The organism is Calidithermus terrae (assembly GCF_003574345.1).
Taxonomy (GTDB): domain Bacteria; phylum Deinococcota; class Deinococci; order Deinococcales; family Thermaceae; genus Calidithermus; species Calidithermus chliarophilus.
In genome coordinates this window covers 1-24004 of the sequence record NZ_QXDL01000015.1, presented here as the reverse complement: position 1 = coordinate 24004, position 24004 = coordinate 1, and the positions used below count along the sequence as shown (strand labels likewise).

The 24004-nt window shown below is 69.3% G+C and carries 22 protein-coding genes; 8 read left to right on the top strand and 14 right to left on the bottom strand.

The annotated features are described in order from the left end of the window. The first annotated feature begins 154 nt into the window (after positions 1 to 154). Genes Mterra_RS03295 through Mterra_RS03285 form a run of 3 tightly spaced genes read left to right on the top strand, consistent with a single transcriptional unit; the run spans position 155 to position 2619 of the window. Complete coding sequence (locus Mterra_RS03295; protein ID WP_119313870.1) at positions 155 to 985, top strand: HAD family hydrolase; 831 nt, start codon at positions 155 to 157, stop codon at positions 983 to 985. Then, a complete protein-coding gene (locus tag Mterra_RS03290) occupies positions 982 to 1788 on the top strand; it encodes an HAD family hydrolase (protein WP_119313869.1) in 807 nt (268 codons plus the stop codon). The genes Mterra_RS03295 and Mterra_RS03290 overlap by 4 nt, the downstream gene beginning before the upstream one ends. 3 nt (positions 1789 to 1791) lie before the next feature. Continuing rightward, entirely contained in the window at positions 1792 to 2619 is an 828-nt protein-coding gene (locus Mterra_RS03285; RefSeq protein ID WP_245971504.1) for a serine hydrolase, read from the top strand. 72 nt (positions 2620 to 2691) lie between these two features. Here the strand turns inward: Mterra_RS03285 and Mterra_RS03280 are convergent, their stop codons facing one another. From Mterra_RS03280 to fsa, 9 genes are all read right to left on the bottom strand, one after another. Continuing rightward, on the bottom strand, positions 2692 to 3435 hold the full coding sequence (locus Mterra_RS03280; protein ID WP_119313868.1) for an amino acid ABC transporter ATP-binding protein: 744 nt from the start codon (positions 3433 to 3435) through the stop codon (positions 2692 to 2694). Positions 3436 to 3451: 16 nt separating this feature from the next. Beyond that, positions 3452 to 4549, bottom strand: coding sequence for an amino acid ABC transporter permease (locus tag Mterra_RS03275; protein WP_119313867.1), 1098 nt, complete (start codon positions 4547 to 4549; stop codon positions 3452 to 3454). Positions 4550 to 4567: 18 nt separating this feature from the next. Then, complete coding sequence (locus tag Mterra_RS03270) at positions 4568 to 5425, bottom strand: ABC transporter substrate-binding protein (protein ID WP_119313866.1); 858 nt, start codon at positions 5423 to 5425, stop codon at positions 4568 to 4570. Positions 5426 to 5495: 70 nt separating this feature from the next. Next, positions 5496 to 6599, bottom strand: coding sequence for an aromatic ring-hydroxylating oxygenase subunit alpha (locus Mterra_RS03265; protein ID WP_119313865.1), 1104 nt, complete (start codon positions 6597 to 6599; stop codon positions 5496 to 5498). A 70-nt stretch (positions 6600 to 6669) separates the two neighbouring features. Next, positions 6670 to 7254: a pyridoxal 5'-phosphate synthase glutaminase subunit PdxT gene (gene pdxT / locus Mterra_RS03260; RefSeq protein ID WP_119313864.1), complete on the bottom strand. Its 585-nt coding sequence runs from the start codon at positions 7252 to 7254 to the stop codon at positions 6670 to 6672. 277 nt (positions 7255 to 7531) lie between these two features. After that, positions 7532 to 8413: a pyridoxal 5'-phosphate synthase lyase subunit PdxS gene (gene pdxS / locus Mterra_RS03255; RefSeq protein ID WP_119313863.1), complete on the bottom strand. Its 882-nt coding sequence runs from the start codon at positions 8411 to 8413 to the stop codon at positions 7532 to 7534. Positions 8414 to 8524: 111 nt separating this feature from the next. Continuing rightward, positions 8525 to 9760, bottom strand: a complete 1236-nt coding sequence (locus tag Mterra_RS03250; protein WP_245971503.1) for a peptidoglycan DD-metalloendopeptidase family protein — start codon at positions 9758 to 9760, stop codon at positions 8525 to 8527. Between the two features lie 54 nt (positions 9761 to 9814). Further along, on the bottom strand, positions 9815 to 11095 hold the full coding sequence (gene rho / locus Mterra_RS03245) for a transcription termination factor Rho (RefSeq protein ID WP_119313861.1): 1281 nt from the start codon (positions 11093 to 11095) through the stop codon (positions 9815 to 9817). After that, entirely contained in the window at positions 11095 to 11739 is a 645-nt protein-coding gene (gene fsa, locus Mterra_RS03240) for a fructose-6-phosphate aldolase (RefSeq protein ID WP_119313860.1), read from the bottom strand. The genes rho and fsa overlap by 1 nt, the downstream gene beginning before the upstream one ends. A gap of 570 nt (positions 11740 to 12309) precedes the next feature. Here fsa and ileS point away from each other — a divergent pair. From ileS to Mterra_RS03215, 5 genes are all read left to right on the top strand, one after another. Then, positions 12310 to 15567 carry an isoleucine--tRNA ligase gene (ileS, locus tag Mterra_RS03235; RefSeq protein ID WP_218022865.1) on the top strand — a complete coding sequence of 1086 codons (3258 nt, stop codon included), beginning with the start codon at positions 12310 to 12312 and terminating at the stop codon, positions 15565 to 15567. A gap of 118 nt (positions 15568 to 15685) precedes the next feature. After that, the gene (locus tag Mterra_RS03230) at positions 15686 to 17617 is read left to right on the top strand and encodes a diguanylate cyclase domain-containing protein (RefSeq protein ID WP_119313858.1); all 1932 of its coding nucleotides are present in this window, start codon (positions 15686 to 15688) and stop codon (positions 17615 to 17617) included. A 159-nt stretch (positions 17618 to 17776) separates the two neighbouring features. After that, the gene (locus tag Mterra_RS03225) at positions 17777 to 18820 is read left to right on the top strand and encodes a M24 family metallopeptidase (RefSeq protein WP_119313857.1); all 1044 of its coding nucleotides are present in this window, start codon (positions 17777 to 17779) and stop codon (positions 18818 to 18820) included. Next, on the top strand, positions 18817 to 19335 hold the full coding sequence (locus Mterra_RS03220) for a septal ring lytic transglycosylase RlpA family protein (protein WP_119313856.1): 519 nt from the start codon (positions 18817 to 18819) through the stop codon (positions 19333 to 19335). Before Mterra_RS03225 ends, Mterra_RS03220 begins: the two co-directional genes overlap by 4 nt. Further along, positions 19332 to 20144, top strand: a complete 813-nt coding sequence (locus Mterra_RS03215) for a deoxyribonuclease IV (protein WP_119313855.1) — start codon at positions 19332 to 19334, stop codon at positions 20142 to 20144. Before Mterra_RS03220 ends, Mterra_RS03215 begins: the two co-directional genes overlap by 4 nt. 152 nt (positions 20145 to 20296) lie before the next feature. On the opposite strand, the gene Mterra_RS03210 is transcribed toward Mterra_RS03215, so the two are convergent. From Mterra_RS03210 to accB, 5 genes are all read right to left on the bottom strand, one after another. Beyond that, positions 20297 to 20932 (bottom strand): site-2 protease family protein, encoded by a 636-nt coding sequence (locus tag Mterra_RS03210; protein WP_170159537.1) that lies wholly within the window; start codon positions 20930 to 20932, stop codon positions 20297 to 20299. Between the two features lie 5 nt (positions 20933 to 20937). Then, entirely contained in the window at positions 20938 to 21564 is a 627-nt protein-coding gene (locus Mterra_RS03205) for a zinc metalloprotease (RefSeq protein WP_119313853.1), read from the bottom strand. Positions 21565 to 21616: 52 nt separating this feature from the next. Beyond that, positions 21617 to 22186 (bottom strand): NUDIX domain-containing protein, encoded by a 570-nt coding sequence (locus tag Mterra_RS03200; protein ID WP_119313852.1) that lies wholly within the window; start codon positions 22184 to 22186, stop codon positions 21617 to 21619. 97 nt (positions 22187 to 22283) lie between these two features. After that, positions 22284 to 23627, bottom strand: a complete 1344-nt coding sequence (gene accC / locus Mterra_RS03195) for an acetyl-CoA carboxylase biotin carboxylase subunit (RefSeq protein WP_119313851.1) — start codon at positions 23625 to 23627, stop codon at positions 22284 to 22286. Between the two features lie 80 nt (positions 23628 to 23707). Then, positions 23708 to 24004, bottom strand: a 297-nt coding sequence (accB, locus tag Mterra_RS03190) for an acetyl-CoA carboxylase biotin carboxyl carrier protein (protein ID WP_119313850.1), incomplete at its 5' end; no start/stop codon positions are given.

The window sequence follows — 24004 nt, the reverse complement described above, 5'->3', positions numbered from 1 at the left end:
CGGCGTCGAGGGCCGGGGGCTGGGGGCCAAGACGTCTGGCGTCTGGCGTTTTGCGTCTTGCGTTTGGCGTACGACGTACGACGTACGACCCGCGTTCAGCGTTTAGCTATCGGCCATCGACCATCGGCTATCGACCCACTTGGAGGCGCTCAGGATGATCGGGCTGGTACTCATCGACGTGGACGGCACCCTCTACGGGCCCGGCGGCGTGCCGGAGTGCGCCTGGCAGGCCGCGGCGCGGGCGCGGGCGGCCGGGGTGCGGCTGGCGCTGTGCACGGGGCGGCCGGGGCGAGGGTTCGCCCTCGAGTACGCCCGGCGGCTCGACCCGGAGGGCTTTCACGTCTTCGAGTCGGGGGCGGTGGTGGTGGCGGGGGACGGGCGGCCGGTGCACACCCGCTCGCTGGGGCCGGAGGCCTACCGGGCGCTGCTGGGGCTGAGCCGGGCGCACCTCATCCCCTTCGAGGTGTACACCGCCGAGGGCGGGTTCTTCATCGAGCAAACCCACCCCGACCTCCAGACCCACCAGCGCATGCTGGGCTTCCCGGCGGAGGTCCGGCCGCTGGACGAGCCGCCCGGCACGGTGATCCGGGTGCAGTACGTGGCGCCGGCGGGGACGCTGTGGGACACGGTGCGCGCGGAGGTGCGGCAGGTGGCGGGGGCCGAGCTCCACGAGGCCACCAGCCCCGGGATGCCGGGGGTGGTGTTCAGCTCGGTGACGGCGCAGGGGGTCTCCAAGCTCAGCGCGGCGGCCTGGGTGGCCGAGCGCTACGGGCTGGGCCTGGAGGGCTGCGCGATGGTGGGCGACGGGGAGAACGACCTCGAGCTGATCCTGGCCGCGGGGCTGGGGGTCGCCATGGGCAACGCGCCCGACGCCGTCAAGCTCCGGGCCGACCGGGTGGTGGGCCGGGTCGAGGACTGCGGGCTGGCGGAGGCCCTCGAGGCCGCCCTCGCCACGCGGGCCGCGCCGGGCGAAGGGCTGCGATGATCCGCCTCATCGGCGTGGACCTCGACTGGACCCTCGTGCACCCGAGCCAGGGCGTCCCGGAGTCGGCCTGGCGGGCGGTGGAGGAGGCCCGCGCCGCCGGGGTGCGCTTCGCGGTGGCGACCGGGCGGCCCTTCGGGGGCTTCGGCCTGGAGTACGCCCTGCGGATGAACCCCGAGGGCTACCACGCCTTCAGCAACGGCAGCCTGATCGCGCGGGGGGCCGAGCTGGTCCACCGCGTGGCGATGCCGGAGGCCACCTACCGCCGCATGGTGCTGCACTCGAGGGAGCAGGGCCTGCCCTTCTACGTCTCGGGGGCCTCGGGGAGGCTCTACAGCGAGAACCCGCCCCGCGAGCTGCACCGCTTCGCGCTGCGGATGGGCGTGGGCTACGAGCGCGTGGACCTGCTCGAGCTGCCCGAGCCCTGCGTGGGCGGGGTCTTCGTGATCACGGGCGGCCTGTGGGACAGCCTGCGCCCCTCGCTCACGGCGGTGGAGGGGCTCGACTGGCTGGAGTACGCGGTGGGCGAGGGCGAGGTGGTGGCGGTGGCCGACCCCAAGGGCGTCTCCAAGGCCAGCGCCCTGCGCTGGGTGGCCGAGCGCTACGGGCTGGCGATGGAGGAGGTGGCGATGATCGGCGACAGCCTCAACGACCTCGAGGCCATCCGAAAGGCGGGGCTGGGCATCGCCATGGGCAACGCCGAGCCCGCCATCCTGGAGGCGGCCGACGCGGTGGTGGGGCGCCTGGAGGACGACGGCTTCGCCCAGGCGGTTAGACTGTGCCTGGAGCCGTCCGGAGTGAGGTGAGCCATGCCTGCGATGTGGGCCGAGATCCAAGAGCTGATTAACCGCTTCCCCGGCAAGGTGGGCGTGTGGCTGGAGAACCTCCACAGCCACGAGCAGTACGCCCACAACCCCGACTGGAAGGTCTACGCCGCGAGCACCATCAAGCTGCCCATGCTGTGCTACGCGCTGAGCACCGGCGCCGACCTGCGCCAGGCGGTGCCGGTCAAGCCCGAGGCGGTGGCGGGGGGCTCGGGGGTGCTCAAGGACCTCTCGCCGGGGCTCGCCTTGCCCCTGCTCGACCTGCTCACGCTGATGATCGTCGTCAGCGACAACACCGCCACCAACGTGGTGCTCGACTTCTTCGGCCACAAGGAGCCCTTCAACGCCTACTACCGGGCCCAGGGCTGGCGCAGCACCTACAGCGCCGGGATGCTCTCCCTGCCCGACGACCGCCCCGACCCCCGGCGGGCGAAGGGCGAGGCCTCCACGGTGAGCGCGGAGGACTTAGGCCTGCTGCTCAAGCAGCTCTGGACCGGCCAGCTCCTCCCCCCCGAGGCCACCCAGACCGCGCTGTCGATCCTCTCGAGGCAGCAGTTCACCTTCTTCCTGCGCTACCTCCCCGCCGACCTCGACGACCTCGAGGAGGGCACCGCCCCGCTGCGGCTGTACGCCAAGTCGGGCGAGATCCGCAAGTGCCGCCACGACGCGGGCATCCTGGCGCGCGACAACGCGGCCTACTCGCTGGTGGTGCTCACCGAGACCGACGCCGACCCGCGCTTCCACCCCGACCACCCGGCCGTGCTGCTCATCGGCAAGATCGCCTCGGTGCTCTACCAGCACCGGCTGGGCTGAAGGTGCTCAGGCCCCGAACGACGCCCTCCCCGGCAGCGGGGAGGGCGATGAGCACCGGTACCGCGAGCCCGCCTAAAGCCGCCCGGCCTCGATGATCTTGCTCAGGAAGGCGCGGGTGCGCTCCTGCTGGGGGTTGCCGAAGATCTGCTCGGGCGGGCCCTCCTCGTGAACGACGCCCTGGTAGAGGAAGCAGACCTTGCTGGCGACCTCGCGGGCGAAGCTCATCTCGTGGGTGGCGAGCACCATGGTCATGCCCTCGGCGGCCAGCTCGCGCAGCAGGCTCAGCACCTCCGAGACGAGCTCGGGGTCGAGGGCGGAGGTGATCTCGTCGAGGAGCAGGAGCTGGGGGTCCATGGCCAGGGCCCGCACGATGGCGACGCGCTGCTGCTGCCCGCCCGAGAGCTGGTCGGGGTAGGCCTTGGCCTTGGCCTCGAGCCCGATGCGCCTCAGGAGCTCCATGGCCTTAGCCTCGGCCTCGGCGCGGGACATCCTCAGCACCTGCACGGGGGCCAGGGTGACGTTTTGCAGCACGCTCATATGGGGGAAGAGGTTGAAGCTCTGGAAGACGATGCCCACCTTGCGGCGCAGGCGGTCGAGGTCCACGCCGGGGCCGGTGATGCGGTCGCCCTCGAGCCGGATCTCCCCCGCGCTGATGGCCTCGAGGCCGTTGATGCAGCGCAGCAGCGTGCTCTTGCCGCAGCCCGAGGCCCCGATGAGGCAGACCACCTGGTGCTGCTCGACCTTGAGGTTGACGCCCTTGAGCACCTCGAAGTCGCCGTAGCGCTTGTGTACGTCGCGGATCTCTAGGAAGCTCATAGTCTGGCGAGGCCCCTCAGCCGCGCGTGCGGCGCTTCTCCTGCTCGAGCAGCCGGTCGACGAAGCGGGTCTGGGGGATGGTGATGAGCATGAACAGCAGGGCCACCGTGGTCACGGCGGAGAGGTTGAACTTGTTGGAGGCGATGATCTTGGCCTGGTTGAAGCCGTCGATCACGCCCACCACGTTGACGAGCGCGGTGTCCTTCTGCAGGGCGATGAAGTCGTTGAGCAGGGGCGGGATGATGCGGCGCACCGCCTGGGGGATGACCACGAAGCGCAGGGTCTGGCCGAAGCTCAGGCCCAGGCTGCGGGCGGCCGACCACTGGCTGGGGTGGATGCTGTCGAGGCCGGCGCGGTAGACCTCGGCCACGTAGGCCCCGTAGCTGATGGTGAGGGCCAGGATCGCCAGCCACTCCGGCGGCCAGTCGCGCACCACGGGCACGTTGGCCAGGGGCAGCCCCAGCGCGATGAGGTAGATGCTGATGATGGTGGGCAACCCGCGGAAGACGTCGGTGTAGAGCGTGGCGAGGAAGCGGATGGGCTGCCCGGCGCGGCCCGGGACCATGCGGGCCACCGCGATGACCAGGCCCCAGATGAGGATGAAGACCTCGGCCACGCAGAACATCCACACGTTCTTCCAGAACGCCTGCAGCACCAGGCCGAAGGAGCTCTGGATGAGCTCGAGGCGGAAGAAGGTCGCGGCCACCGCCCCGTCGTTGGCCAGCAGGAACTGCACGCCCAGGAACACCAGCAGCACGGCGGCCCCGTAGCCGATGGCGTACTGGGCCCACTCCCGCGACTCGGCGGTCTTGACCCGGGCGGTGATGAGGTCTTTGAGGGCCAGCCCGGCCCGGGCCTGCCCCGCGGCCCGCAGCGAGCGCAGCACCGGCACCAGCAGCAGCAGGGGCAGCAGCCCTACCCCCACCAGCGCGGCGTCGAGCAGGGCCCCGCCGAGCTGGTTGCGCTCGAGGATGCGCTCTAGGCCCAGCAGCACCCACCAGGCGGTCAGGACCACCAGCCCGCACACCGCCAGCGCCGCCAGGGCCAGCGGGGTGGGGTCTTTCGGAATTGAAGGGGCGCTCGAGCGCCCCCGGTTCGGGTCAATTGGGTTCACGGCCAAGGCCTAGGGTTCTCAGGGCTTGAGGTAGGGGATGGCGGTGGGGTCGCCGCCGAACTCCTTGGAGAGGTAGGCCTGCGAGAGCTTCTTGAAGGTGCCGTCGGCGGCCATGGCCTTGAAGATCTGGTCGAGGACGGCCTTATTGGCCGAGCCCTTGGGGTAGATGGCCCCGTACTCCTCGCCGGTCTTGTACTGCCCGACGACCTCGAGCGCCCCGTTCGACTGCCGGGCCTGCACCAGCACGATGGCGGTGTCGAGCATCACCACGTCGACCTGGCGGGCCTGCAGGGCGGTGAACATGTTGGGGGTGTCGGGGAAGACGCGCACGTTGTTGGCCGGCACCTTGAGCACGTTCTTCACGAAGTCCACGGCCGTGGTGCCCTGCTGCACGCCGATGCGCAGCGTCTTGATGTTGGAGGCGTCCACCTTGGTGCCCTTGCGCACCAGGAGCCCCTGGTCGGAGGAGAAGTAGGCGGGCGAGAAGTCAACGACCTTCTTGCGCTCGGCGGTGATGGTGACCTGCGAGAGGGCGAGGTCGAAGGCCTTGGTCTGCCCGGCCACCAGCGCGTCGAAGGAGACGTTGACGATCTTGACCTGGTTCAGCCCGGCGCGGTGGGCGATGTTGGCCGCCAGGCAGTACTCGTAGCCGCTCTTGATGGTCTCGGGGGTGTCGCCGTTCCACCAGCCCGGGGCGGGCAGGTTGGTCTGGACGGTGAGGACGCCGGGGGTCACCGGGTTGAGCTTGAACTCCCCGCGCTTGCCGTAGAGTTCGCAGTCGCCGATCTTGGCGGTGTTGGTCTGGGCCTGCACACCGAACAGGGTCACCGCCCCGACCGCCACCAATCCCACGAGCGCGTACCAGCGTTTAGCCATACCTTTCCTCCATGTAGAACTCGCCGCCACAATACCGAAGCTTCACGGCAGCGTCAAGCAAGGGCGGGGCTTACGCCCCACCCTCTAGGGCCTGCGCCAGCAGGCGGTGGAAGTGGTGGACCCCCTGCTCGCGCTTGACGCTGAAGCGGCCCCGGTCGTAGAAGCGCGACTTGACGCCCTTCTGCACGGCCTCGACCACCACCTCGTCCTCGCGCTCCACGCGGTCGAGGGCCGCGCCCGCGCCTTGCTCGAGCTTGCCGGCGTCCCAGACGTAGGGCAAGAAGGAGACCTTGGTGAGCTCGGGGCCCAAAGGCCGCACCACGTTGACGGAGAGCCCCCAGGGGTAGAAGTTGAGCATGAGGTTGGGGAACACCCAGTAGTAGTAGGCCCCCACGCGCTTGCCGTAGTCGGGGGAGTCCTTGGGCAACTCGAAGGCGGCCTCGCCGTCGGCGGCTATGCCCAGTTGCAGGTTGCACCATCCGTAAAGCTCGGAGGTGTAGCTGCCGTAGTCGATGGCGCTGTTGAGCGAGGCGTGGATGTAGGGGATGTGGAAGCCCTCGAGGTAGTTGTCGCAGTAGAGCACCCAGTTGGCCCGCACCAGGTAGTCCCGCGCGCGGCCGGGGTCGAAGTAGAACTGCCGGAAGGGCATCCAGCCCACGCGGTCCTCGATGGGCCTGAGGACCTCCTCGAGCGCGTGCCGGGGCTCGAGCGAGACGAAGAGCCACTTGTCCTGGCCCCACAGGCCGAAGGGGATCCTGGGCAGGTGGTCCTTCTCGCTGGGGAAGCCCTTGACGCCGTCGAACTCGGGCATGGCCTGGAAGCAGCCGTCCATGCCGAAGCGGCGGCCGTGGTAGCGGCAGCGCAGGTAGCGGGCGTTCTGGTCGCCGCTCTCGGCCACCAGCATGCCGCGGTGGGTGCAGACGTTGGAGAGCACGTGCAGCCGGTCGTCGTAGTCGCGGGTGATGACGAGGGGCTCGTCGAGGCAGCCCTCGAGCAGCGTCAGCGGCTTGACGGTGCCGGGGGCCTTGAGCTCGTCGGTGTCCCCTGCCCACTGCCAGCTACGGGCGAAGACCTTGTCCTTGCTGGCTTCGTAGAACTCCTGGCTCTTGTAGAAGGCGGCGGGGAGCGTGGAGGCCTCGGCGATGTCGGCCGCGACGTCGAGTTTGGGCTTCATAGCCCAGAGTCTACCGCCTGGGGCCTGGCGTGCCGGACACGGGTGTTATGTGAACACTTTCACGATAAATCTAGCTCGTGACGAAATTATTCGCCAAGTCGAGGAAGAGCCGGTGAAGGCGGAAGTCGCCGGTGAGCTCGGGGTGGAAGCTCGAGGCCAGCAGCCTGCCCTGGCGCGCGAGCACGATGTCCTTGCCGTGGTAGGCCAGGACCTCGACGCCCGGCCCCGCCCGCGTAATGGCCGGGGCCCGGATGAAGACCGCGTGGAAGGGCTTGTCCAGGCCCTTGACCTCGAGGTCCTCCTCGAAACTCGCCACCTGCCGCCCGAAGGCGTTGCGCTCGACGGCGATGTCCATGAGGCCCAGCCGCGGCTGCTCGGGGTAATGGGGGATCTCCCGCGCCAGCCAGATGGCCCCGGCGCAGGTGCCCCACACCGCAAAGTCCCCCGCCTCGACCCGCCGCGCCACCGCGGCGTCGATGCCGTACTCCCGCGCCAGCTTGCCGATGGTGGTGGATTCCCCGCCCGGCACGATCAGGCCCTGGAGGCCGGCCAGGTGCTCAGGCTTGCGCACCTCGACGGCCTCGGCGCCCAGGCGCTCGAGCGTCTGCTTGTGTTCCCTGAAGGCCCCTTGCAGGGCGAGCACGCCGATTCTCACAGGTCCATGCTGGGCACGGAAGTGGTACGGGTCAAGAGCCAATAGCGCGGCTTGGAGGGCGTACCAATTGGGGCTTTCAGCGGTCGGCGATCAGCGAAGAGCGGAAGGCCCGTGGCGTGTGGCTCGTGGTGGAAAGGAACCCCTCCCTGCGCGCGGGGAGGGGTTATCCCCCTGGTCCCCCTTGTTAAGGGGGCGGAGAAAGTTTAGCGTTCGGCTATCGGCTATCAGCGTTTAGCTATCGGCGTACGGCGTACGGCGTACGACCCGCGCTAAGCACCTACCACCCGCGCTTGGCGAGCTTCTCTTCCTCGTGCAGCTCGTCGAGGTTGATGCCCACCATGGCCTCGCCCAGGTCCTCGGAAACCTCGGCGAGGACGGCGGGGTCGTTGTAGTGGGTCACGGCGCGCACGATGGCGCGGGCGCGCTTCTTGGGGTCGCCCGACTTGAAGATGCCGCTGCCCACGAACACCCCGTCCATGCCGAGCTGCATCATCAGAGCGGCGTCGGCGGGGGTGGCTACGCCGCCGGCGGCGAAGTTGACCACCGGGAGGCGGCCGTTGTCGTGGACCCAGCGCACGAGCTCGTAGGGGGCGCCGTTCTCCTTGGCGAAGGTCATGAGTTCCTCGACGGGCATGGCCTGGATGCGGCGGATGCTGCCGAGCACGCTGCGGGCGTGGCGCACGGCCTCGACCACGTTGCCGGTGCCGGCCTCGCCCTTGGTGCGGATCATGGCGGCCCCTTCCCCGATGCGGCGCAACGCCTCGCCGATGTTGGTCGCGCCGCACACGAAGGGCACCTTGAAGGCGTGCTTGTCGATGTGGAAGGACTCGTCGGCGGGGGTGAGCACCTCGGACTCGTCGATGAAGTCCACGCCCAAGGCCTCGAGGATCTGCGCCTCCACGAAGTGCCCGATGCGCACCTTGGCCATCACCGGGATCGAGACCGCGCCCATGATCTCCTTGATGACCTTGGGGTCGGACATGCGGGCCACGCCGCCCTGGGCGCGGATGTCGGCGGGGACGCGCTCGAGGGCCATCACCGCGCAGGCGCCGGCCTCCTCGGCGATCTCGGCCTGCTGGGCGTTGGTGACGTCCATGATCACGCCACCCTTGAACATCTCGGCGAAACCGGTCTTGACGCGAAGGGTTCCGATCTGCATAGCAAGACGAGTCTAGCCCCCGCTTTGGCCCGGTAAAAGCGCCAATGGGGCCCGAAAAAACCCAGACCAATCGGCCTGGGTGAACGTATGGGCAGAGCAGGGATCAGGGAATCAGGGCAGGTACGCCAGGGGGTTGCGGGGCGAGCCGCCCACGCGGACCTCGAAGTGGAGGTGGGGGCCGGTGGACCAGCCGGTCGAGCCGACGTAGCCGATGAGCTGGCCGCGCTCGACCCACTCGCCCGCGCTCACCACGAAGCGGGACATGTGGCCGTAGAGGGTGTCCACGCCGCCGCCGTGGTCGATGACCACGTGGTAGCCGTAGCCCCAGGTGCTCCAGCCGGCCACCTGCACCTGGCCGCTGCGGGCGGCGTAGATGGGGGTGCCGTGGGGGGCGGCGAAGTCCACGCCGGTGTGGTAGCGCTGGTAGGCGCCCCGGCGGCCGAAGTAAGTGGTGATGACGTAGCTCTTGACCGGGTAGGTGTAGCCGCCCTCGCTCACGAAGTTGGAGCGGCGCACGGTGGCGGGCTGGGCGGCCTGCCGCCGGGCCTGGGTCTGGGCCTGTGCCTGGCGCTGGGCGGCGAGGCGGGCCTGGCGCTTGGCCTCGGCCTCCCGGCGGGCGGCCTCCTCGCGGCGGCGCTGCTCGGCGAGGCGGGCGGCCTCCTCGCGGGCCTTGCGTTCGGCCTCGAGGCGGGCCTGCCGCTCGGCCTCGCGCTTGGCGAGCAGGTTGTCGTAGGTGGTGCGGGCGAGGATGCCGGGGATGAGGATCAGGTCGCCCTCGGCGACCTCGGCGGGGTTGTCGATGCCGTTGACCTTGGCGAGCTTGAGCAGCGAGACGCCGAAGCGGCCGGAGAGGTCGAGGAGGGTCTGGCCCTTGCTCAGCCGCACCAGCAGGCCCTTCTGCCCGGTGGGGATGTGGAGGACGGCGCCCTCGGTGAGGCGGTCGAGGCTGGGGATCCAGGGGTTGGCGGTGATGAGCTCGAGCTCGCTCACGCCGAAACGCGCCGCGATCCCCTTGAGGGTGTCGCGGCTGCGGACGGTGTAGGGCTCGACGCCCGGCGGCACCCGGGGCTCACGGTCGGAACGGCCGGCGGTGAGGGGGATGCGCAGCTGCTGGCCCGGCTTGAGCTTGATGCCCTCGAGGCCGCTGGAGTACATGATGGCCTTGGGGTCAACCCGGTAGCGGCCGGCGATGCCGATCAGGGTGTCGCCGCTTTGCACGGTGTAGAGCACCCAGCCTTTGTTGGCGGGGGGCTCGAGCACCACTTCGGTTCCGTCGTTTTGGACGAGCGTCGCGAGGGGCGAGTGCAGGGCAGCGCCAGCGACAACAGCTTTGAGCAACGCTTCCAAGAGCGATTCCTCCTCGGCGATGAAACGCCGCCTGAAACTCTCGCGGGATTATAACTACTTCGCCGCCAGAGTTGCAAGGAACTCTTTGTTGGTCTTGGTACGGGAGAGCCTCGCCAACAGCATTTCCATGGCTTCGGCGGGGTCCATGTCGGCCAATACCTTGCGAAGCAGCCACATCTTGTGGATGACCTCTTCGCCCAACAGCAGTTCCTCGCGACGGGTGCCGGACTTGAGGATGTCGATCGCGGGGAAAATCCGCCGCTCTTCCAGGCGGCGCGAGAGGTGGAGCTCCATGTTGCCGGTGCCCTTGAACTCCTCGAAGATCACGTCGTCCATGCGGCTGCCGGTCTCGACGAGGGCGGTGGCCAGGATCGTCAAGGATCCGCCGCCCCGGATGTTGCGGGCAGCCCCCAGGAAACGCTTGGGGAAGTGCAGGGCTGCCGAGTCCAGGCCGCCCGACAGGGTTCGGCCCGTCGGCGGCGTAACCAGGTTGTTGGCCCGCGCTAGGCGGGTGATGGAGTCGAGCAGGATCAGCACGTGGCCGCCCTCCTCGACGATGCGGCGGCTGCGTTCGTGAATGAACTCGGCCACGCGGATGTGGTTTTGGGGGGGCTCGTCGAAGGTCGAGGCGATGACCTCGGCGCCATCGACCGACTCGCGGAAGTCGGTGACCTCCTCGGGGCGCTCGTCGATGAGCAGGACGATGACCTTGATGTCGGGCTCGTTGCGCAGCACGGCCCGGGCGACCTTCTTGAGCAGGGTGGTCTTGCCGGCCTTGGGCGGGGCGACGATCAGGCCGCGCTGCCCGCGGCCGATGGGGGCCAGCAGGTCGATGACGCGGTTGGAGGACTCCTCGCCGGTGGTCTCGAGGGTGATCTGGCGGTCGGGGAACTGCGGGATGAGGTCGTCGAACTTTGGGCGCTTGGCGGCGGCTTCGGGGTCGAGGTTGTTGACCGCCTCGACCTTCATGAGCGTGCCGTAGCGCTCGTTCTCACGGGGCGGCCGGGCCTTGCCCACGACGTAATCGCCGGTGCGGAGCTGGTACTGCTTGATGAGGCCCGCCGAGACGATGACCGAGCGGGACTCGAGGGCGTAGAGGTTCTCCTGCAAGAAGCCGTAGCCGTCGGAGCTGATCTCGAGGTAGCCCTTGGCGAGGTTTAAGCCCTCGTCGGTGGCCTCCTGGCCCAGCAGGGCCATGACCAGCTCGTCCTTGCGCATCTTCTTGTAGTCTTCAATCCCCGCCTTGGCCGCCAGCAGGTGCAGCTCGGGCAGAATCTTGGCCGAGAGTTCCTGAAAACCCAGCGGCGTTTCGGCGGCGGTGCTCTTTTTTCTCATTAGGGGTTCACCTTGGCCCAGTCGTCCATGAACTTCTTCAGACCGATGTCGGTCAGGGGGTGCTGGATGAGCATCTTGAACACGCTCTGCGGCATGGTGGCGATGTCGGCGCCGGCCAGCGCGGCGTCGGTGACGTGGCGGGGGTGGCGGATGGAGGCGGCGAGGACCTTGGTGGGGAGGTTCTGCACGGCGAAGAGGTCGGCGATCTCGCGCACGAGGTCCATGCCCTCCCAGGAGATGTCATCGACGCGGCCCAGGAAGGGCGAGACGCACCAGGCCCCGGCCCGGGCGGCCAGCAGGGCCTGGTTGGCCGAGAAGATGAGGGTCATGTTGACGCGGACGCCCTCGGAGCTGAGCACCTTGCAGGCCTTGAGCCCCTCGACGGTGGTGGGCAGCTTGACGACGACGTGGTCGTCGATCTTGGCCAGGCGGCGGCCCTCGGCGATCATCTCGGGGTGGGCCAGGCTGGTGACCTCGGCCGAGACGGGTCCCTGGACCGCTTCGCAGATCTCTTTGATGGTAGGTTCGAAGGGGCGGCCCGACTTGAGGATCAGGCTGGGGTTGGTGGTGACGCCGGAGAGCACCCCCCAGGAGGCCACTTCCTTGATTTCTTCGATCACGGCAGTATCCAGGTACAGTTCCATATACGGCACACTCCCTCAGGTTGTCGACGCTTTGGGCTTAGGCCCAAGTCTAACCCCCAGCACAGCGCCGCTGCAAGGTTTTAGCGTTTGACATCCTGTTTGGGGGTAGCTAGCATAAGCTTTACCCTATGGCAGCCGCATAGGAGTATAGGTCATGCTGCCGGGGTTGTAAAGCAAGGGCGGGGACGAGTAAGCGCCGATGCCCACGCAGCGAGCCGGGGATAGTGCGAGCCCGACGGCAACTTCGCCGCTGAAAATCACCCCGCCGCCGCCGGGAAGAACGGAAGGTTCGGGCCTTAATCGATGCTTGAGCCATCCCAGTAGACCCCGCGGGTGCGCCCGAGACAGCGCGCAAGAGTGCCTGGGTGAAGGCGAGTAGCCGGTAGCCGAAAAGCTAGGGCCATGGGCTATCAGCTATCCGCGTCATTCAGGAAGTGCGGTGGTACCGCGAGAGAAGCCAGAGAGGCGACTTTCGTCCGCACCTGAGCTGTTTCCGAAGCGGCCCGGGTGCGGGCGTTGCTTTTGGGGCGGCCAGAAGGAGACCAGATCGCGATGGTAGAGGAGAAAAAGCTGTTCCGTGAGGTGGGCGAGCCCAACTTCCCCCGCCTCGAGGCCGAGGTCCTGGAGTTCTGGAAGCGCGAGTCGGTCTTCGAGAAGTCCGAGAGCAAGCCCGCGCCCAAGGGCGAGTTCGTGTTCTACGAGGGGCCGCCCACCGCCAACGGGCAGCCGGCCATGCACCACGTGCTCGCGCGCAGCTTCAAGGACCTGTTCCCCCGCTACAAGACCATGCAGGGCTTCCACGTCACCCGCAAGGGCGGCTGGGACACCCACGGCCTGCCGGTCGAGATCGCGGTGGAGAAGCGGCTGGGGGTGCTGGGGCGCAAGGCGCTCTCGCGCGAGGAGATCGCCGAGTTCAACGCCACGTGCAAGAAGTACGTCTTCGAGAACATCCAGGACTGGAACTACTTCACCGAGCGGCTGGGCTACTGGGTGGACCTCGACAGCGCCTACGTCACCTACACCAACGAGTACATCGAGTCGGTGTGGAACCTGCTCAAGCGCCTGTGGGACAAGGGCCTCATCACCCAGGACTACAAGGTGGTGCCCCTTTCCCCGCGCATCTCCACCACCCTCTCGCAGAACGAGATCGCCGAGGGCTACCGCGAGGTGGACGACCCCAGCGTGTACGTGCGCTTCCCGTTGAAGCTCGAGACCACGCCGGACGCGGTACGCCGGGCGCTGGATGCCCAGGGGGTGCGGCTCGAGGAGCTGCACGGCCTCGCCATCCTGGTCTGGACCACCACGCCCTGGACCCTGCCCTCCAACACGATGGCGGCGGTGAACCCCGAGATGGACTACGCGCTGGTGCGCTCGCCCTCGGCGGGGCACCTGATCTTCGCGACGGACGCGGTCGAGCGGCTGAAGGAGCTGCACAAGGAGGAGCTCGAGGTCCTCGCGCGCCTCAGGGGCGCCGAGCTGGAGTGGTGGGAGTACACCCCGCCCTTCCCCGAGGTCTGCGTGGAGCTGGGCGTGGTGAAGGAGCAGGGCGAGCGGCGGCCCGACGGCAAGCCGGTCATGCACTTCGTGGCCTTGGCCGACTTCGTGAGCGCGGAGGACGGCTCGGGCGTGGCCCACGAGGCCCCGGTCTACGGCGCGGAGGACCTCGAGCTCTCCCGCGAGTACGGCACCCCGCTGCTCTTCGGCACCAACGAGTACGGGGTCATGCAGGTGACCGACGAGCGCGGCAAGTTCTTCAAGGACGCCGACAAGGGGCTCATCCGCGCGATGAAGGAGCGCGGGGTGATGTACCACGCGGGCACCATCCGCCACCGCTACCCCTTCCACGACCGCACCGGCGACCCCATCCTCTACTTCGCCAAGCCGAGCTGGTACATCAAGACCTCGCTCTTCCGCGAGCAGCTTTACGCCCGCAACGAGGAGATCAACTGGGTGCCCGAGCACATCAAGTACGGGCGCTTCGGCAATTGGCTCAAGGACAACGTGGACTGGGCCATCAGCCGCGAGCGCTACTGGGGCACGCCGCTGCCGTTCTGGGTGGCGGAGGACGGCTCGGAGAAGGTCTGCGTGGGCAGCGTGGCCGAGCTCGAGCGCCTCACCGGCCGCGACCTCTCGGGCCTCGACCTGCACCGGCCCTACGTCGATGACGTCACCTTCGTCAAGGACGGCAAGACCTTCCGCCGGGTGAGCGAGGTGCTCGACGTGTGGTTCGACTCCGGGGCCATGCCCTACGCGCAGTGGCACCTGATGCTCGGCGACGACGGCGAGGCGCTGCCCGGCACCGAGGCCAACCGCGAGCGCTTCGAGCGGCACTTCAACGCCGACTTCATCAGCGAGGCCATCGACCAGACCCGCGGCTGGTTCTACTCGCTGCACGCCATCGCCACGCTGCTCTACGACCGGCCCGCCTTCAAGAACGTCATCTGCTTGGGGCACCTCGTCGATGAGAAGGGCCAGAAGATGTCGAAGAGCAAGGGCAACGTGGTCGAGCCGCTGCCCGCCTTCGACAAGTACGGCGCCGACGCGGTGCGCTGGTACATGTTCACCGCCAGCGAGCCCGGCGACACCAAGCGCTTCAGCGAGCGGCTGGTGGCCGAGGCCATGCGCGGCTTCCTGGGCACGCTGTGGAACGTCTACTCCTTCTTCGTGCTCTACGCCAACCTCGACCGGCCCGACCTCAAACAGCGGCCCCCCGTGGGGCAACGCCCCGAGATCGACCGCTGGCTGCACAGCCGCACCCAGCAGCTCGTGCAGGAGGTGAGCGAGGCCCTCGAGCGCTACGACGCGCGGGGCGGGGCGAAGGCGCTGGAGGAGTTCGTGGAGGAGCTGTCCAACTGGTACGTGCGCCGCAACCGCCGCCGCTTCTGGAAGAACGAGGACGCCGCCGACCGTGAGGCCGCCTACGCCACGCTGTGGGAGGCCTTGGTGGCCGTGAGCCAGCTCTGCGCCCCCTTCACCCCCTTCGTGGCCGAGGCGCTGTGGCAGAACCTGGTGCGCTCGGTGGACGAGGGGGCGCCGGAGTCGGTGCACCTGTCGCAGTGGCCGCAGCCTGAGTCCATGGACCGGGGGCTGCTCGAGGCCATGCACGCGGCGCTCGAGGTGGTGCGGCTGGCCCGCGCGGCCCGCGCCAGGAGCGGGGTCAAGACCCGCATCCCGCTGCCTTTGATGCTGGTGACGGCCCCCACCGCCGCGGAGCGGGCCGGGCTGCAGCACTTCGCCGAGGAGATCGCCGACGAGCTCAACGTCAAGGAGCTGCGGGTGCTGGGCCCCGAGGAGGAGGTGCTCTCCTACCGGGTGCTGCCCAACCTGCCGGTGCTGGGCAAGAAGTACGGCAAGAAGGTGCCCGCCATCCGGGCGCTGCTGGCCGAGCTCGACGGGAAGTACGTGGCCCAGACCGTGAAGGCCGGGCGCGCGCTGCACCTGGAGGTCGGGGGCGAGACGCTGGCGCTCACCCCCGACGAGCTGCTGCTCGAGGCCCTCTCCCCTGCCGGCTACGAGGCGCTGGAGGAGCGGGGCTACGTGGCGGCGCTGGAGGTGCGCGTGGACGAGGAGCTCTTCCTCGAGGGCCTCGCGCGCGAGCTGGTGCGCCTGGTGCAGCAGGCCCGCAAGGACATGGGGCTACAGGTCTCCGACCGCATCCGCCTGACCTACCAGGCCGAGGGCAAGTACGCCGAGGCGCTGCGCCGCTTCGGCGGCCGGCTGCAGGAGGAGACCCTGGCGCTGGGCCTGGGCGAGGAGCCCTTGAGCGGCTTCGAGACCGGCCTCGAGGACGAGGAGGGCCGGGTGCGGTTCGGGATCGCCAAGGCCTGACACCGGGCGATGAGCAGCCCTCCCCGTCGCTCGGGGAGGGTTTTTTTCCCTTTCCCTTCCCCCGGCTATGGTGTAAACTTCGAACCTACTGAAGGGCTACCTGGAGGCGAAGAATACCGTGTCGGACGTTCGTTCAAAGCTCCCCGAGGCCGAGTTGCTGGCGGCCGTGCTCGAGCCGATGGCGATGCTGGATGAGCACAGCCGGGTGCTGGCGTGGAACCCGGCGGCCGAACGGGCCCTTGGCTACAGCCCGGCCGAAGCCCTGGGCCGGCCGCTGGGCGAGCTCCTGGGGGTGAGCCTGCCGGAGGAAGAGCTCCCCGCGGCGGCCCCGGAGTGGGAGGGCGGGCAGGTCGTCGAGGCGCGCGGCGCCGACGGGCAGCTTCACCTGCTCGAGCTCTCCCTGCGGACTTACCCCAAGGACGGGCGGACCCTTTACCTCGCCTGCTTGCGCGACCAGACGCCCCTGCACCGGGCCCGGCAGGAGGTGAAGGCGCTCCAGGCCGAAACGGAGCGGCTTGCGGCCCAGCGAACCACCCTCGAGGCCAGCCTGCGCGAGAGCGCCTACCTCGCGGCGCTCACGGGGGCGCTCGAGCGCTACGAGGACCTGCAGCCTTTGGCCGGGGAGGTGGTGCGCCGGCTGCGGCCGCTGGTGGGCGCCGACTGGATCACGGTGCTGCTGGGGAACCCCAAGGAGGGCTTCCAGCCCGTCGCCTTCGACGGCTACGCCCCTGAGCTGCTGCGCTCGTTCACCGAGCGCTCGGCCCTGCTGGGCCAGGACGACGCCCTCACGCTCGAGCTCGCCCAGGCCCAGCCCCAATTCATCGACGACTACCGCGGCCTGACCCGGACGTACCCCGCCCACCTGGCCGCCGGGGTGGCCTCGGTGGCCTGGGTCCCCTTCGGGCAGCCGGAGCAGGAGTTCGGGCTGCTGGGGGCCTTCCGCCTGGGCACGCCCCGCCCCTGGCGCCTGGAGGAACAGGGGCTGCTCGAGGTCACCGCCGACGCGCTCTCGATCTCGGCCCAGCGGGTCACCCGGGCGCGGCAATTGCGCGAGGCGGCGCAGTACTCCGAGGTGCTGCTGCAGATCTCGCGCCTGACCGAGACGGCGCTGGAGGTCGAGGAGGTGGCCGCCGAGGTCATCCGCACCATCGCCAACGTGGCCGACGTGGACTGGATCGGGCTGGCCGTGGTGCGCGGCAACTCGGTGGGGTTGCGCAAGGTCTGGGACAGCCCCATGTCCATCCCCACCGCCGACATGCACAAGGAGATCAGCCCGGTGTGGGAGGCCATCGAGGCCGGCAACCCGGTCTACATCGACGACTACCCCGGCCACCCCCGGGCGATGGCGGCCTTGCTCGAGGTGGGCGTGCAGACGGTGGCGATCATCCCCCTGACGCTCGGCGAGCGGGGCATGGCGATCTTCGCGGCCAAGTTCGGCCCCGACCGCCCCTGGACCCAGAAGGACCGCAGCCTCTTCGAGGCCGCCGCCCGCAGCGTGCGCACCGCGCAGGAGCACCGCGACTACCTGCGCGCGGTGGAGGCCGCCGCCTTCACCGACGCCCTCACCGGGCTGGGCAACCGCCGGGCCTTCGACCGCGACCTCGACGCCGCGCTCAACAGCGCCCGCCGCCACGGCTACCCGGTGAGCCTGCTGATGCTCGACCTCGACGGGCTCAAGCAGGTCAACGACACCCAGGGCCACGAGCGGGGCGACGCGCTGCTGCGGGGCTTCGCGCGCGCCCTGCACTCGACCCTGCGCCGCGAGGACCGCATCTACCGCCTCGGCGGCGACGAGTACGCGGCGATCCTCGAGCACACCCCCTCGGGCCAGAGCACCCTTGCCGCCATCCGGGCGCGCGTGGACCAGGCCATCGCGGTGCTGCGGTCCGGCGGCTTCCCCGACGCCGACGTGAGCGCCGGCCTCGCGGCCTACCCCGCCGACACCGCCGACCCGCAGGAGCTCGTGCGCTTAGCCGACGAGCGCATGTACGAGGAGAAGGCCCTCCACCGCGCCCGCCGCGCCCGCCCCGACGGGGGCGGGCGCGGGTAGCCCACGGCTGCGCCCCGCAACGGGGCCGGACAGGGCACACGGCGTATAACGTAGGGCGTACAGCCCTGCTCCCGGCGACATCCGACAGGTATGTACTTATTTTCACGATACTTCCTGCTCGTGAGTGATTTCCCTGCTTTTGCGTGTTAGACTTTTGCGGTGCATCCCCTGAGTAAAGTGCTCGAGGACGCCGGTCTGGACGCCCTGATGGTCACCCAGCCGGAGAACGTCCGCTACCTCTCCGGCTTTACCAGCCCCAAAGACGGCTGGGTCGTCGTCCACCGCGAGGGCATGGTGCTCGTCACCGACCCGCGCTACACCGTGCAGGCCGAGCAGGAGTCGCGCATCCCGCACCGCATCGTGCCGCGGGAGAAGGCCGCCGAGGTCACGGCCGAACTGCTCAAGGGCCGGGTGGGCTTCGAGGCCAACCACCTCGCCTTCGGGCGGCTCGAGGCCCTGCGCGAGCAGGTCCCCGCGGAGTGGGTGCCCACCCACGACCTCGTGGAGAAGCTTCGCCTGGTCAAGAGCCCCGAGGAGATCCGGCACATCCGGGCCGCCGCCAAGCTCGCCGACGAGGGCTTTGGGCACATCCTGCCCTTCCTGCGGCCGGGCTCGAGCGAGCTCGACATCGCGCTGGAGCTGGAGTTCTACCTGCGCAAGCGCGGCTCGGAGGGCATCGCCTTCGAGATCATCGTGGCCTCGGGCGAGCGCAGCGCCATGCCCCACGGGGCCGCGAGCGCCAAGAAGCTGCTGCCGGGCGAGCTGGTCACCCTCGACTTCGGCGCGGTGGTGGAGGGCTACCGCTCGGACATGACCCGCACCGTGGCCCTCGGGGAGGTCTCGCGGGAGCTGCGGGCCATCTACGACGCGGTGCTCGAAGCCCAGCAGCGCGCGCTCGAGGCCGTGCGCCCCGGCAAGCTGGGCAAGGAGGTTGACGGTGTGGCCCGGCAGGTGCTGGCCGGGCGGGGCTACGGCGAGTACTTCGCCCACGGCCTGGGGCACGGGGTGGGGCTGGCGATCCACGAGGGCCCCAGCCTCGGCCGCCTCTCCGAGCACGTGCTCGAGCCGGGCATGGTGGTGACGGTCGAGCCCGGGGTGTACGTGCCGGGGGTCGGCGGCTGCCGCATCGAGGACCTGGTGCTGGTCACGCCGACGGGCCATGAGGTGCTCTCGCACAGCCCCAAGGCGTTCACGAGCCTATGAAGCGCGGCTGGCTGGTCGGCCTCGCGGTGTGCCTGAGCCTGGCGCTGGCCCAGGGCTACCGCGTGCAGAAGGGCGACACCCTCTACTCCATCGCCCGCCGCTACGGCACCACGGTCGAGGCCCTCAAGGCCCTCAACGGCCTGAGCGGCGACGTGATCAGGGTGGGGCAGGTGCTCCAGGTCTCGGGAACCCCCGCCGCCCGCCCGGCCGCCGCGAACCGCGACTGGCGCTTCTACCAGCAGGGCCGCGCGGCCTGGTACGGCCCCGGCTTCCAGGGCCGGCGCACCGCCAGCGGCGAGCGCTTCGACACCTACGGCTTCACCGCCGCCCACCGCACGCTGCCCTTCGGCACGCAGGTGCGGGTGACCAACCTGCGCAACGGGCGCAGCGTGATCGTGCGCATCAACGACCGCGGGCCCTACACCCGCGGCTACGTCATCGACCTCTCCTACGCCGCGGCCCGGGCCATCGGGATGTCGGGGAGCGCCACGGTACGCATCGAAGTCTTGCGATGATCCGCTACGGCCTCCACCTTTCGATCGCGGGCAAGGAGGGCCGGGCGGGGGCGGTGCGGGAGGCCGAGCTCCTGGGGCTGCGCGCCTTCCAGATCTACGCCAAGAGCCCCCGCACCTGGAAGACCCGCCCCCTCTCCCCCGGCGAGACCGAAGACTTCCGCGCCCGGCGGGAAAACCTAGGGGCCATCCCGGCCGTCATCCACGCCTCGCCCCTGGTGGACCTGGGGGCCAGGGGCGACGTGTGGGAGAAGAGCGTGTTCAGCCTGGCCGACGACCTGATGAAGGCGCAGGCCCTGGGGGTGGGCTACGTGGTGGTGCACCCGGGCTCGAGCGACCCCGAGCGCGCCCGCGAAGGCGCGCTCAAGGCCCGCGAGCTGGCGGCCCTGGGCAGCAACGGCCCCAAGCTGCTGCTGGAGAACACCGCCGGGGGCAAGGAGCACCTGGGCTGCGACCTGCGCGACTTGGCCCGCCTGGTCGAGGGCACCCCCTTGCAGGTGTGCTTCGACACCTGCCACGCCTTCGCCGCCGGCTACCGCCTCCACGAGGACCCCCGCGGCGTCCTGGACGCTCTGGACGAGGTGATCGGCCTGGGGCGCGTGCCGTTGATCCACCTCAACGACTCCCGCCACGACTTCGCCAGCCAGAAGGACCAGCACGCCAACCTGCTCGAGGGCCACATCGGCCCCGCCCTGGCCGACTTCCTCACCGACGCGCGCCTCTCGGGCAAGGTGGTGATCCTCGAGACGCCGAGGAGCGTGCAGGAGGACGCGCACAACCTGCGGGTGTTGCGGGAGTGGCTGGGGGAGTGAGGGCGGGGGGTTATGCGTCTTGCGGCGTACGCCGGTCCTACGTCGTACGTCCTACGCCGTACGCAAGACGCAATACGAACGACGCGAGACGCCTTGGCCCTCGATGCCGGCGGGGAGGGGTAAACCAAGAGCTACAGGCGACGAGCCTTCCTTCACCCTAGCGTGAGCTTGAAAAACTCGCTCTGCACCCAGCGGATGAGCTGGCCCACCGGGGCGCGCAGGACGGTGAGGAAGAGCAAAAGCATGACGACGGCGTAGTTGGGGTTGGCCTCGAGGCGCCAGATGAAGGGGTGCCAGCGCAACGGGAGCACGCTCTGCACGATCTTGGAGCCGTCGAGCGGGGGGACGGGCAGGAGGTTGAAGACCGCCAGGGTGATGTTGATGGCGGCGGCGTAGAGCAGGGCGTCGGTGAGGGTGCGGTAGGCGGCGGCGAGGCCCAGCGAGTCGAGGCCGCGCAGCATCAGCACGCACAGCAGGGCGATGCCCAGGTTGACCACGATCCCCGCGACGGAGACGACGAACAGGCCCACGCGGTAATTGCGGAAGTTGCGCGGGTCGATGGGCACGGGCCTGGCCCAGCCGAAGCCCGCGAACAGGAGCAGCAGGGTCCCCCAGGGGTCGAGGTGCTTGAGGGGGTTGAGGGTGATGCGGCCCATCAGGCGGGCGGTGGGGTCGCCCGACCACAGGGCGCTCACCGCGTGCCCCAGCTCGTGCAGAACGAGCGAGAACAGCAGGATGCCCGCCACCAGCAAGAAGGTGAGCGGCTCGTCGCGCAGCAGTTCGATCAGCATGGCTAAAGGCCGATCAGGCGGAAGAGGCTGTCGAGGAAGGTGCCCAGCACCCCCCGCACCGCCGAGGTGATCCCGGTGTAGCTGAGGATCAGGAAGATGATGAAGAAGCCGATGGGGCCGTAGCTGGAGAGCTGGTCCATGAAGCGGCGGGCCTCGGTGCCGCCCAGGGCGTAGACCACCTTGGCCCCGTCGAGGGGGGGTACGGGGAAGAGATAGATCGCGGCGTGAACGAGCATCAGGCCGGAGGCCACCTCGAGGCCCCCCGCGATGCTCGCCATGCTGCTCCCGGCCAGGAGGAGCAGGCGGGCCAGCAGCCCGAACAGAAGTGCGGCGACGAAGAAGCCCAGCGGCCCCATCAGCGCGACCTGGGCGTCCCTGCGGCCGTAGAGGCGGTAGGGCACCGGGCGGGGGAAGCCGAAGCCGATGAGGGCCAGGAAGACCAGGCCGATGAGGTCGAGGTGGACGCGGGGTTCGACGCTGAGGAAGCCGAAGCGCCGGGGCCCTCCGTCCTTGTAGCGGTCGGCCAGCCAGGCCTGGAAGAGGTTGTGCATGACCAGGCCGAAGGCGGCGGCGGCGAAGGCCACCAAATACGCGAGGGGGTCGGTAGCGAGGAGCGAGAAGAAGAACATCGCTCACCAGTTTACGGGTAAACACCGGGCCGATTGCATCTTCACACCGACTTCACGGCCGGCCCTGCTCGAGCAGCCAAAGCCTCGCCCGCAGCACCGCGGCGACGGTGAGGGAGTCGGTGATCTCGCCCGCGAGCACCCGGCGGTAGACCTCCTCGAGCGGCACCTTCTGCACCCGGAGGTCTTCGGTGTCCTCGGGGCTGGCCTCGCCCTGGTGCAGGCCCCGCGCCAGGTAGATCAGGCCCACCTCGTCGGTGACGGAGTTGGAGAGGTGCAGCGTCAGCAGCAGCTCCCAGCGGTCGGCGCGCAGGCCGGTCTCCTCGAGCAGCTCGCGCTTGGCGGCCTCGAGGGGCTCCTCCTCGAGGGGCCCGCCGCCCTCGGGGATCTCCCAGGAGTAGCGCTGCAGGGTGTAGCGGTACTGGCCCACCAGGTAGGTGTTGCCTTCGTCGTCGAGCGGCAGCACCCCGATGGCCCGGTTCTTGAAGTGCACCACCCCGTAGACGCCGGGGTTCCCGCTGGGGTTGATGACGCGGCGGTGGGTCACCGCGATCCAGCGGTTCTCGTAGACCAGCTCGGAGGAGAGGGTCTGCCAGGGGGAGGGTTCAGGGTCGGGTAGGGGCATACTCGAGGGCTAAAGGAGAGCCGGTGGCCTGTAGCTCGCGGTTAAAGGCTTCCCCACAGGCCCCTGCTTTTCGCCGGCGGGTGGCTGGCCGCCTTGCTCAGTCGTTCATGCGGGTGGTGACGAAGTTGGTGAAGATGGCCCCCCGGCGGTAGAAGGCGTTGTCCATGACCCTGAGGTGGAAGGGCACGGTGGTCTTGACGCCGGGGCCTTCGATCACGGTCTCGCCCAGGGCCCGCTTCATGCGGTCGATGGCCTCCTCGCGGGTGGGGGCGTGGACGATGAGCTTGGCGACGAGCGAGTCGTAGTGGGGCGGGATGCTGTAGCCGGCGTAGAGGTGGGAGTCCACGCGCACGCCGGGGCCGCCGGGGAAGTGCAGCGTCTCGACCTTGCCGATGCTGGGGCGGAAGTCCTTCTCGTAGTCCTCGGCGTTGATGCGGCACTCGATGGCGTGGCCGTTGAGCTCGACGTCCTCCTGCTGGAGGTCGAGGGGTTCGCCCGCGGCGATGCGGATCTGCATCTTCACGAAGTCCAGGCCCGAGATCATCTCCGAGACGCAGTGCTCGACCTGGATGCGGGTGTTCATCTCCATGAAGTAGAAGTTGCCCTCGGGATCGACGATGAACTCCAAGGTCCCCGCCCCCTGGTAGTTGACGTACTTCGCCAGGCGCACGCCGGCGGCCAGGATCTCCTGGCGCAGCTCCTCGGGCAGGCGGCTGGGGGCTTCTTCGATGAGCTTCTGGTTGCGCCGCTGGATCGAGCAGTCGCGCTCGCCGATGTGGATGACGTGGCCCTTGCCGTCGCCCATCACCTGCACCTCGACGTGGCGGAAGAGCTCGACGAACTTCTCGAGGATGAGCGCGGGGTCGCCGAAGTAGTTCTGGGCCTCCTGCTGGGCCTGCACGAAGGCGGTCCTCATCTCGTCGGAGGAGCGCACGACCTTCTGGCCGCGCCCGCCGCCGCCCGCGCTGGCCTTCAGGAGCACCGGGTAGCCGATCTTCTCGGCCGCCGCGACGGCCTCCTCGACGCTCTCGAGGACGCCCGTCCCCGGCACGGTGGGCACGTTGGACTTCGCCGCGATCTCGCGCCCGCCGGCCTTCGAGCCCAGGCTGTACATGTTCTCTGGGGTGGGCCCGATGAAGACGATGCCGTACTCACGGCACATCTCGGCGAACTGGGGGTTTTCGGCCAGGAAGCCGTAACCCGGGTGGATGGCGTCGGCGCCGCTGATGATGGCGGCCGACAGCAGGTTGGGGATGTTCAGGTAGCTCTGCGCCGAGGGCGGGGCGCCGATGCAGATGGCCTCGTCGGCGAGCAGGACGGGCAGGGACTGGCTGTCGGCTTCGGAGTGCGCGACCACCACCTTGATGCCCATCTCCCGTGCCGCCCGCAGCACCCGCAGGGCGATCTCCCCTCGGTTGGCGATGAGGATTTTGTTGAACACGACTTCCTCCGTCGAAGGTCAGGCCGCGAGCCTCGAGCGCGAGAGGCTGGGCTCGAGGTCGGGCGTCAGACCCGGTGCGTTCATGCAGGCTCGATGATGAAGAGGACCTGGCCGTACTCGACCGGCTCGCCGTTGTTGACCAGGACCTTGCGCACCACCCCGGCGACTTCCGACTCGATCTCGTTCATCAGCTTCATGGCCTCGATGATGCACAGCACCTGGCCCTTCTTGACCGTGTCCCCCTCCTTGACGAAGGGCTCGGCGTCGGGCGAGGGGGCCCGGTAGAAGGTGCCCACGATGGGGGCCTTGACCTCCACGCCCCTGACGGCGGGCTCTTCGGCCTTAGGGGCCGGCGCGGGGGCCGGGGCGGGATCGGC

Bases quoted from the DNA above. Each gene is read 5' to 3' on its own strand.
- Mterra_RS03285 (WP_245971504.1), top strand. From the start codon at position 1,792: ATGCCTGCGATGTGGGCCGAGATCCAAGAGCTGATTAACCGCTTCCCC.
- Mterra_RS03295 (WP_119313870.1), top strand. From the start codon at position 155: ATGATCGGGCTGGTACTCATCGACGTGGACGGCACCCTCTACGGGCCC.
- Mterra_RS03205 (WP_119313853.1), bottom strand. From the start codon at position 21,564: ATGTTCTTCTTCTCGCTCCTCGCTACCGACCCCCTCGCGTATTTGGTG.
- Mterra_RS03265 (WP_119313865.1), bottom strand. From the start codon at position 6,599: ATGAAGCCCAAACTCGACGTCGCGGCCGACATCGCCGAGGCCTCCACG.
- pdxS (WP_119313863.1), bottom strand. From the start codon at position 8,413: ATGCAGATCGGAACCCTTCGCGTCAAGACCGGTTTCGCCGAGATGTTC.
- Mterra_RS03280 (WP_119313868.1), bottom strand. From the start codon at position 3,435: ATGAGCTTCCTAGAGATCCGCGACGTACACAAGCGCTACGGCGACTTC.
- fsa (WP_119313860.1), bottom strand. From the start codon at position 11,739: ATGGAACTGTACCTGGATACTGCCGTGATCGAAGAAATCAAGGAAGTG.
- Mterra_RS03200 (WP_119313852.1), bottom strand. From the start codon at position 22,186: ATGCCCCTACCCGACCCTGAACCCTCCCCCTGGCAGACCCTCTCCTCC.
- Mterra_RS03290 (WP_119313869.1), top strand. From the start codon at position 982: ATGATCCGCCTCATCGGCGTGGACCTCGACTGGACCCTCGTGCACCCG.
- Mterra_RS03215 (WP_119313855.1), top strand. From the start codon at position 19,332: ATGATCCGCTACGGCCTCCACCTTTCGATCGCGGGCAAGGAGGGCCGG.
- rho (WP_119313861.1), bottom strand. From the start codon at position 11,095: ATGAGAAAAAAGAGCACCGCCGCCGAAACGCCGCTGGGTTTTCAGGAA.
- Mterra_RS03270 (WP_119313866.1), bottom strand. From the start codon at position 5,425: ATGGCTAAACGCTGGTACGCGCTCGTGGGATTGGTGGCGGTCGGGGCG.
- Mterra_RS03220 (WP_119313856.1), top strand. From the start codon at position 18,817: ATGAAGCGCGGCTGGCTGGTCGGCCTCGCGGTGTGCCTGAGCCTGGCG.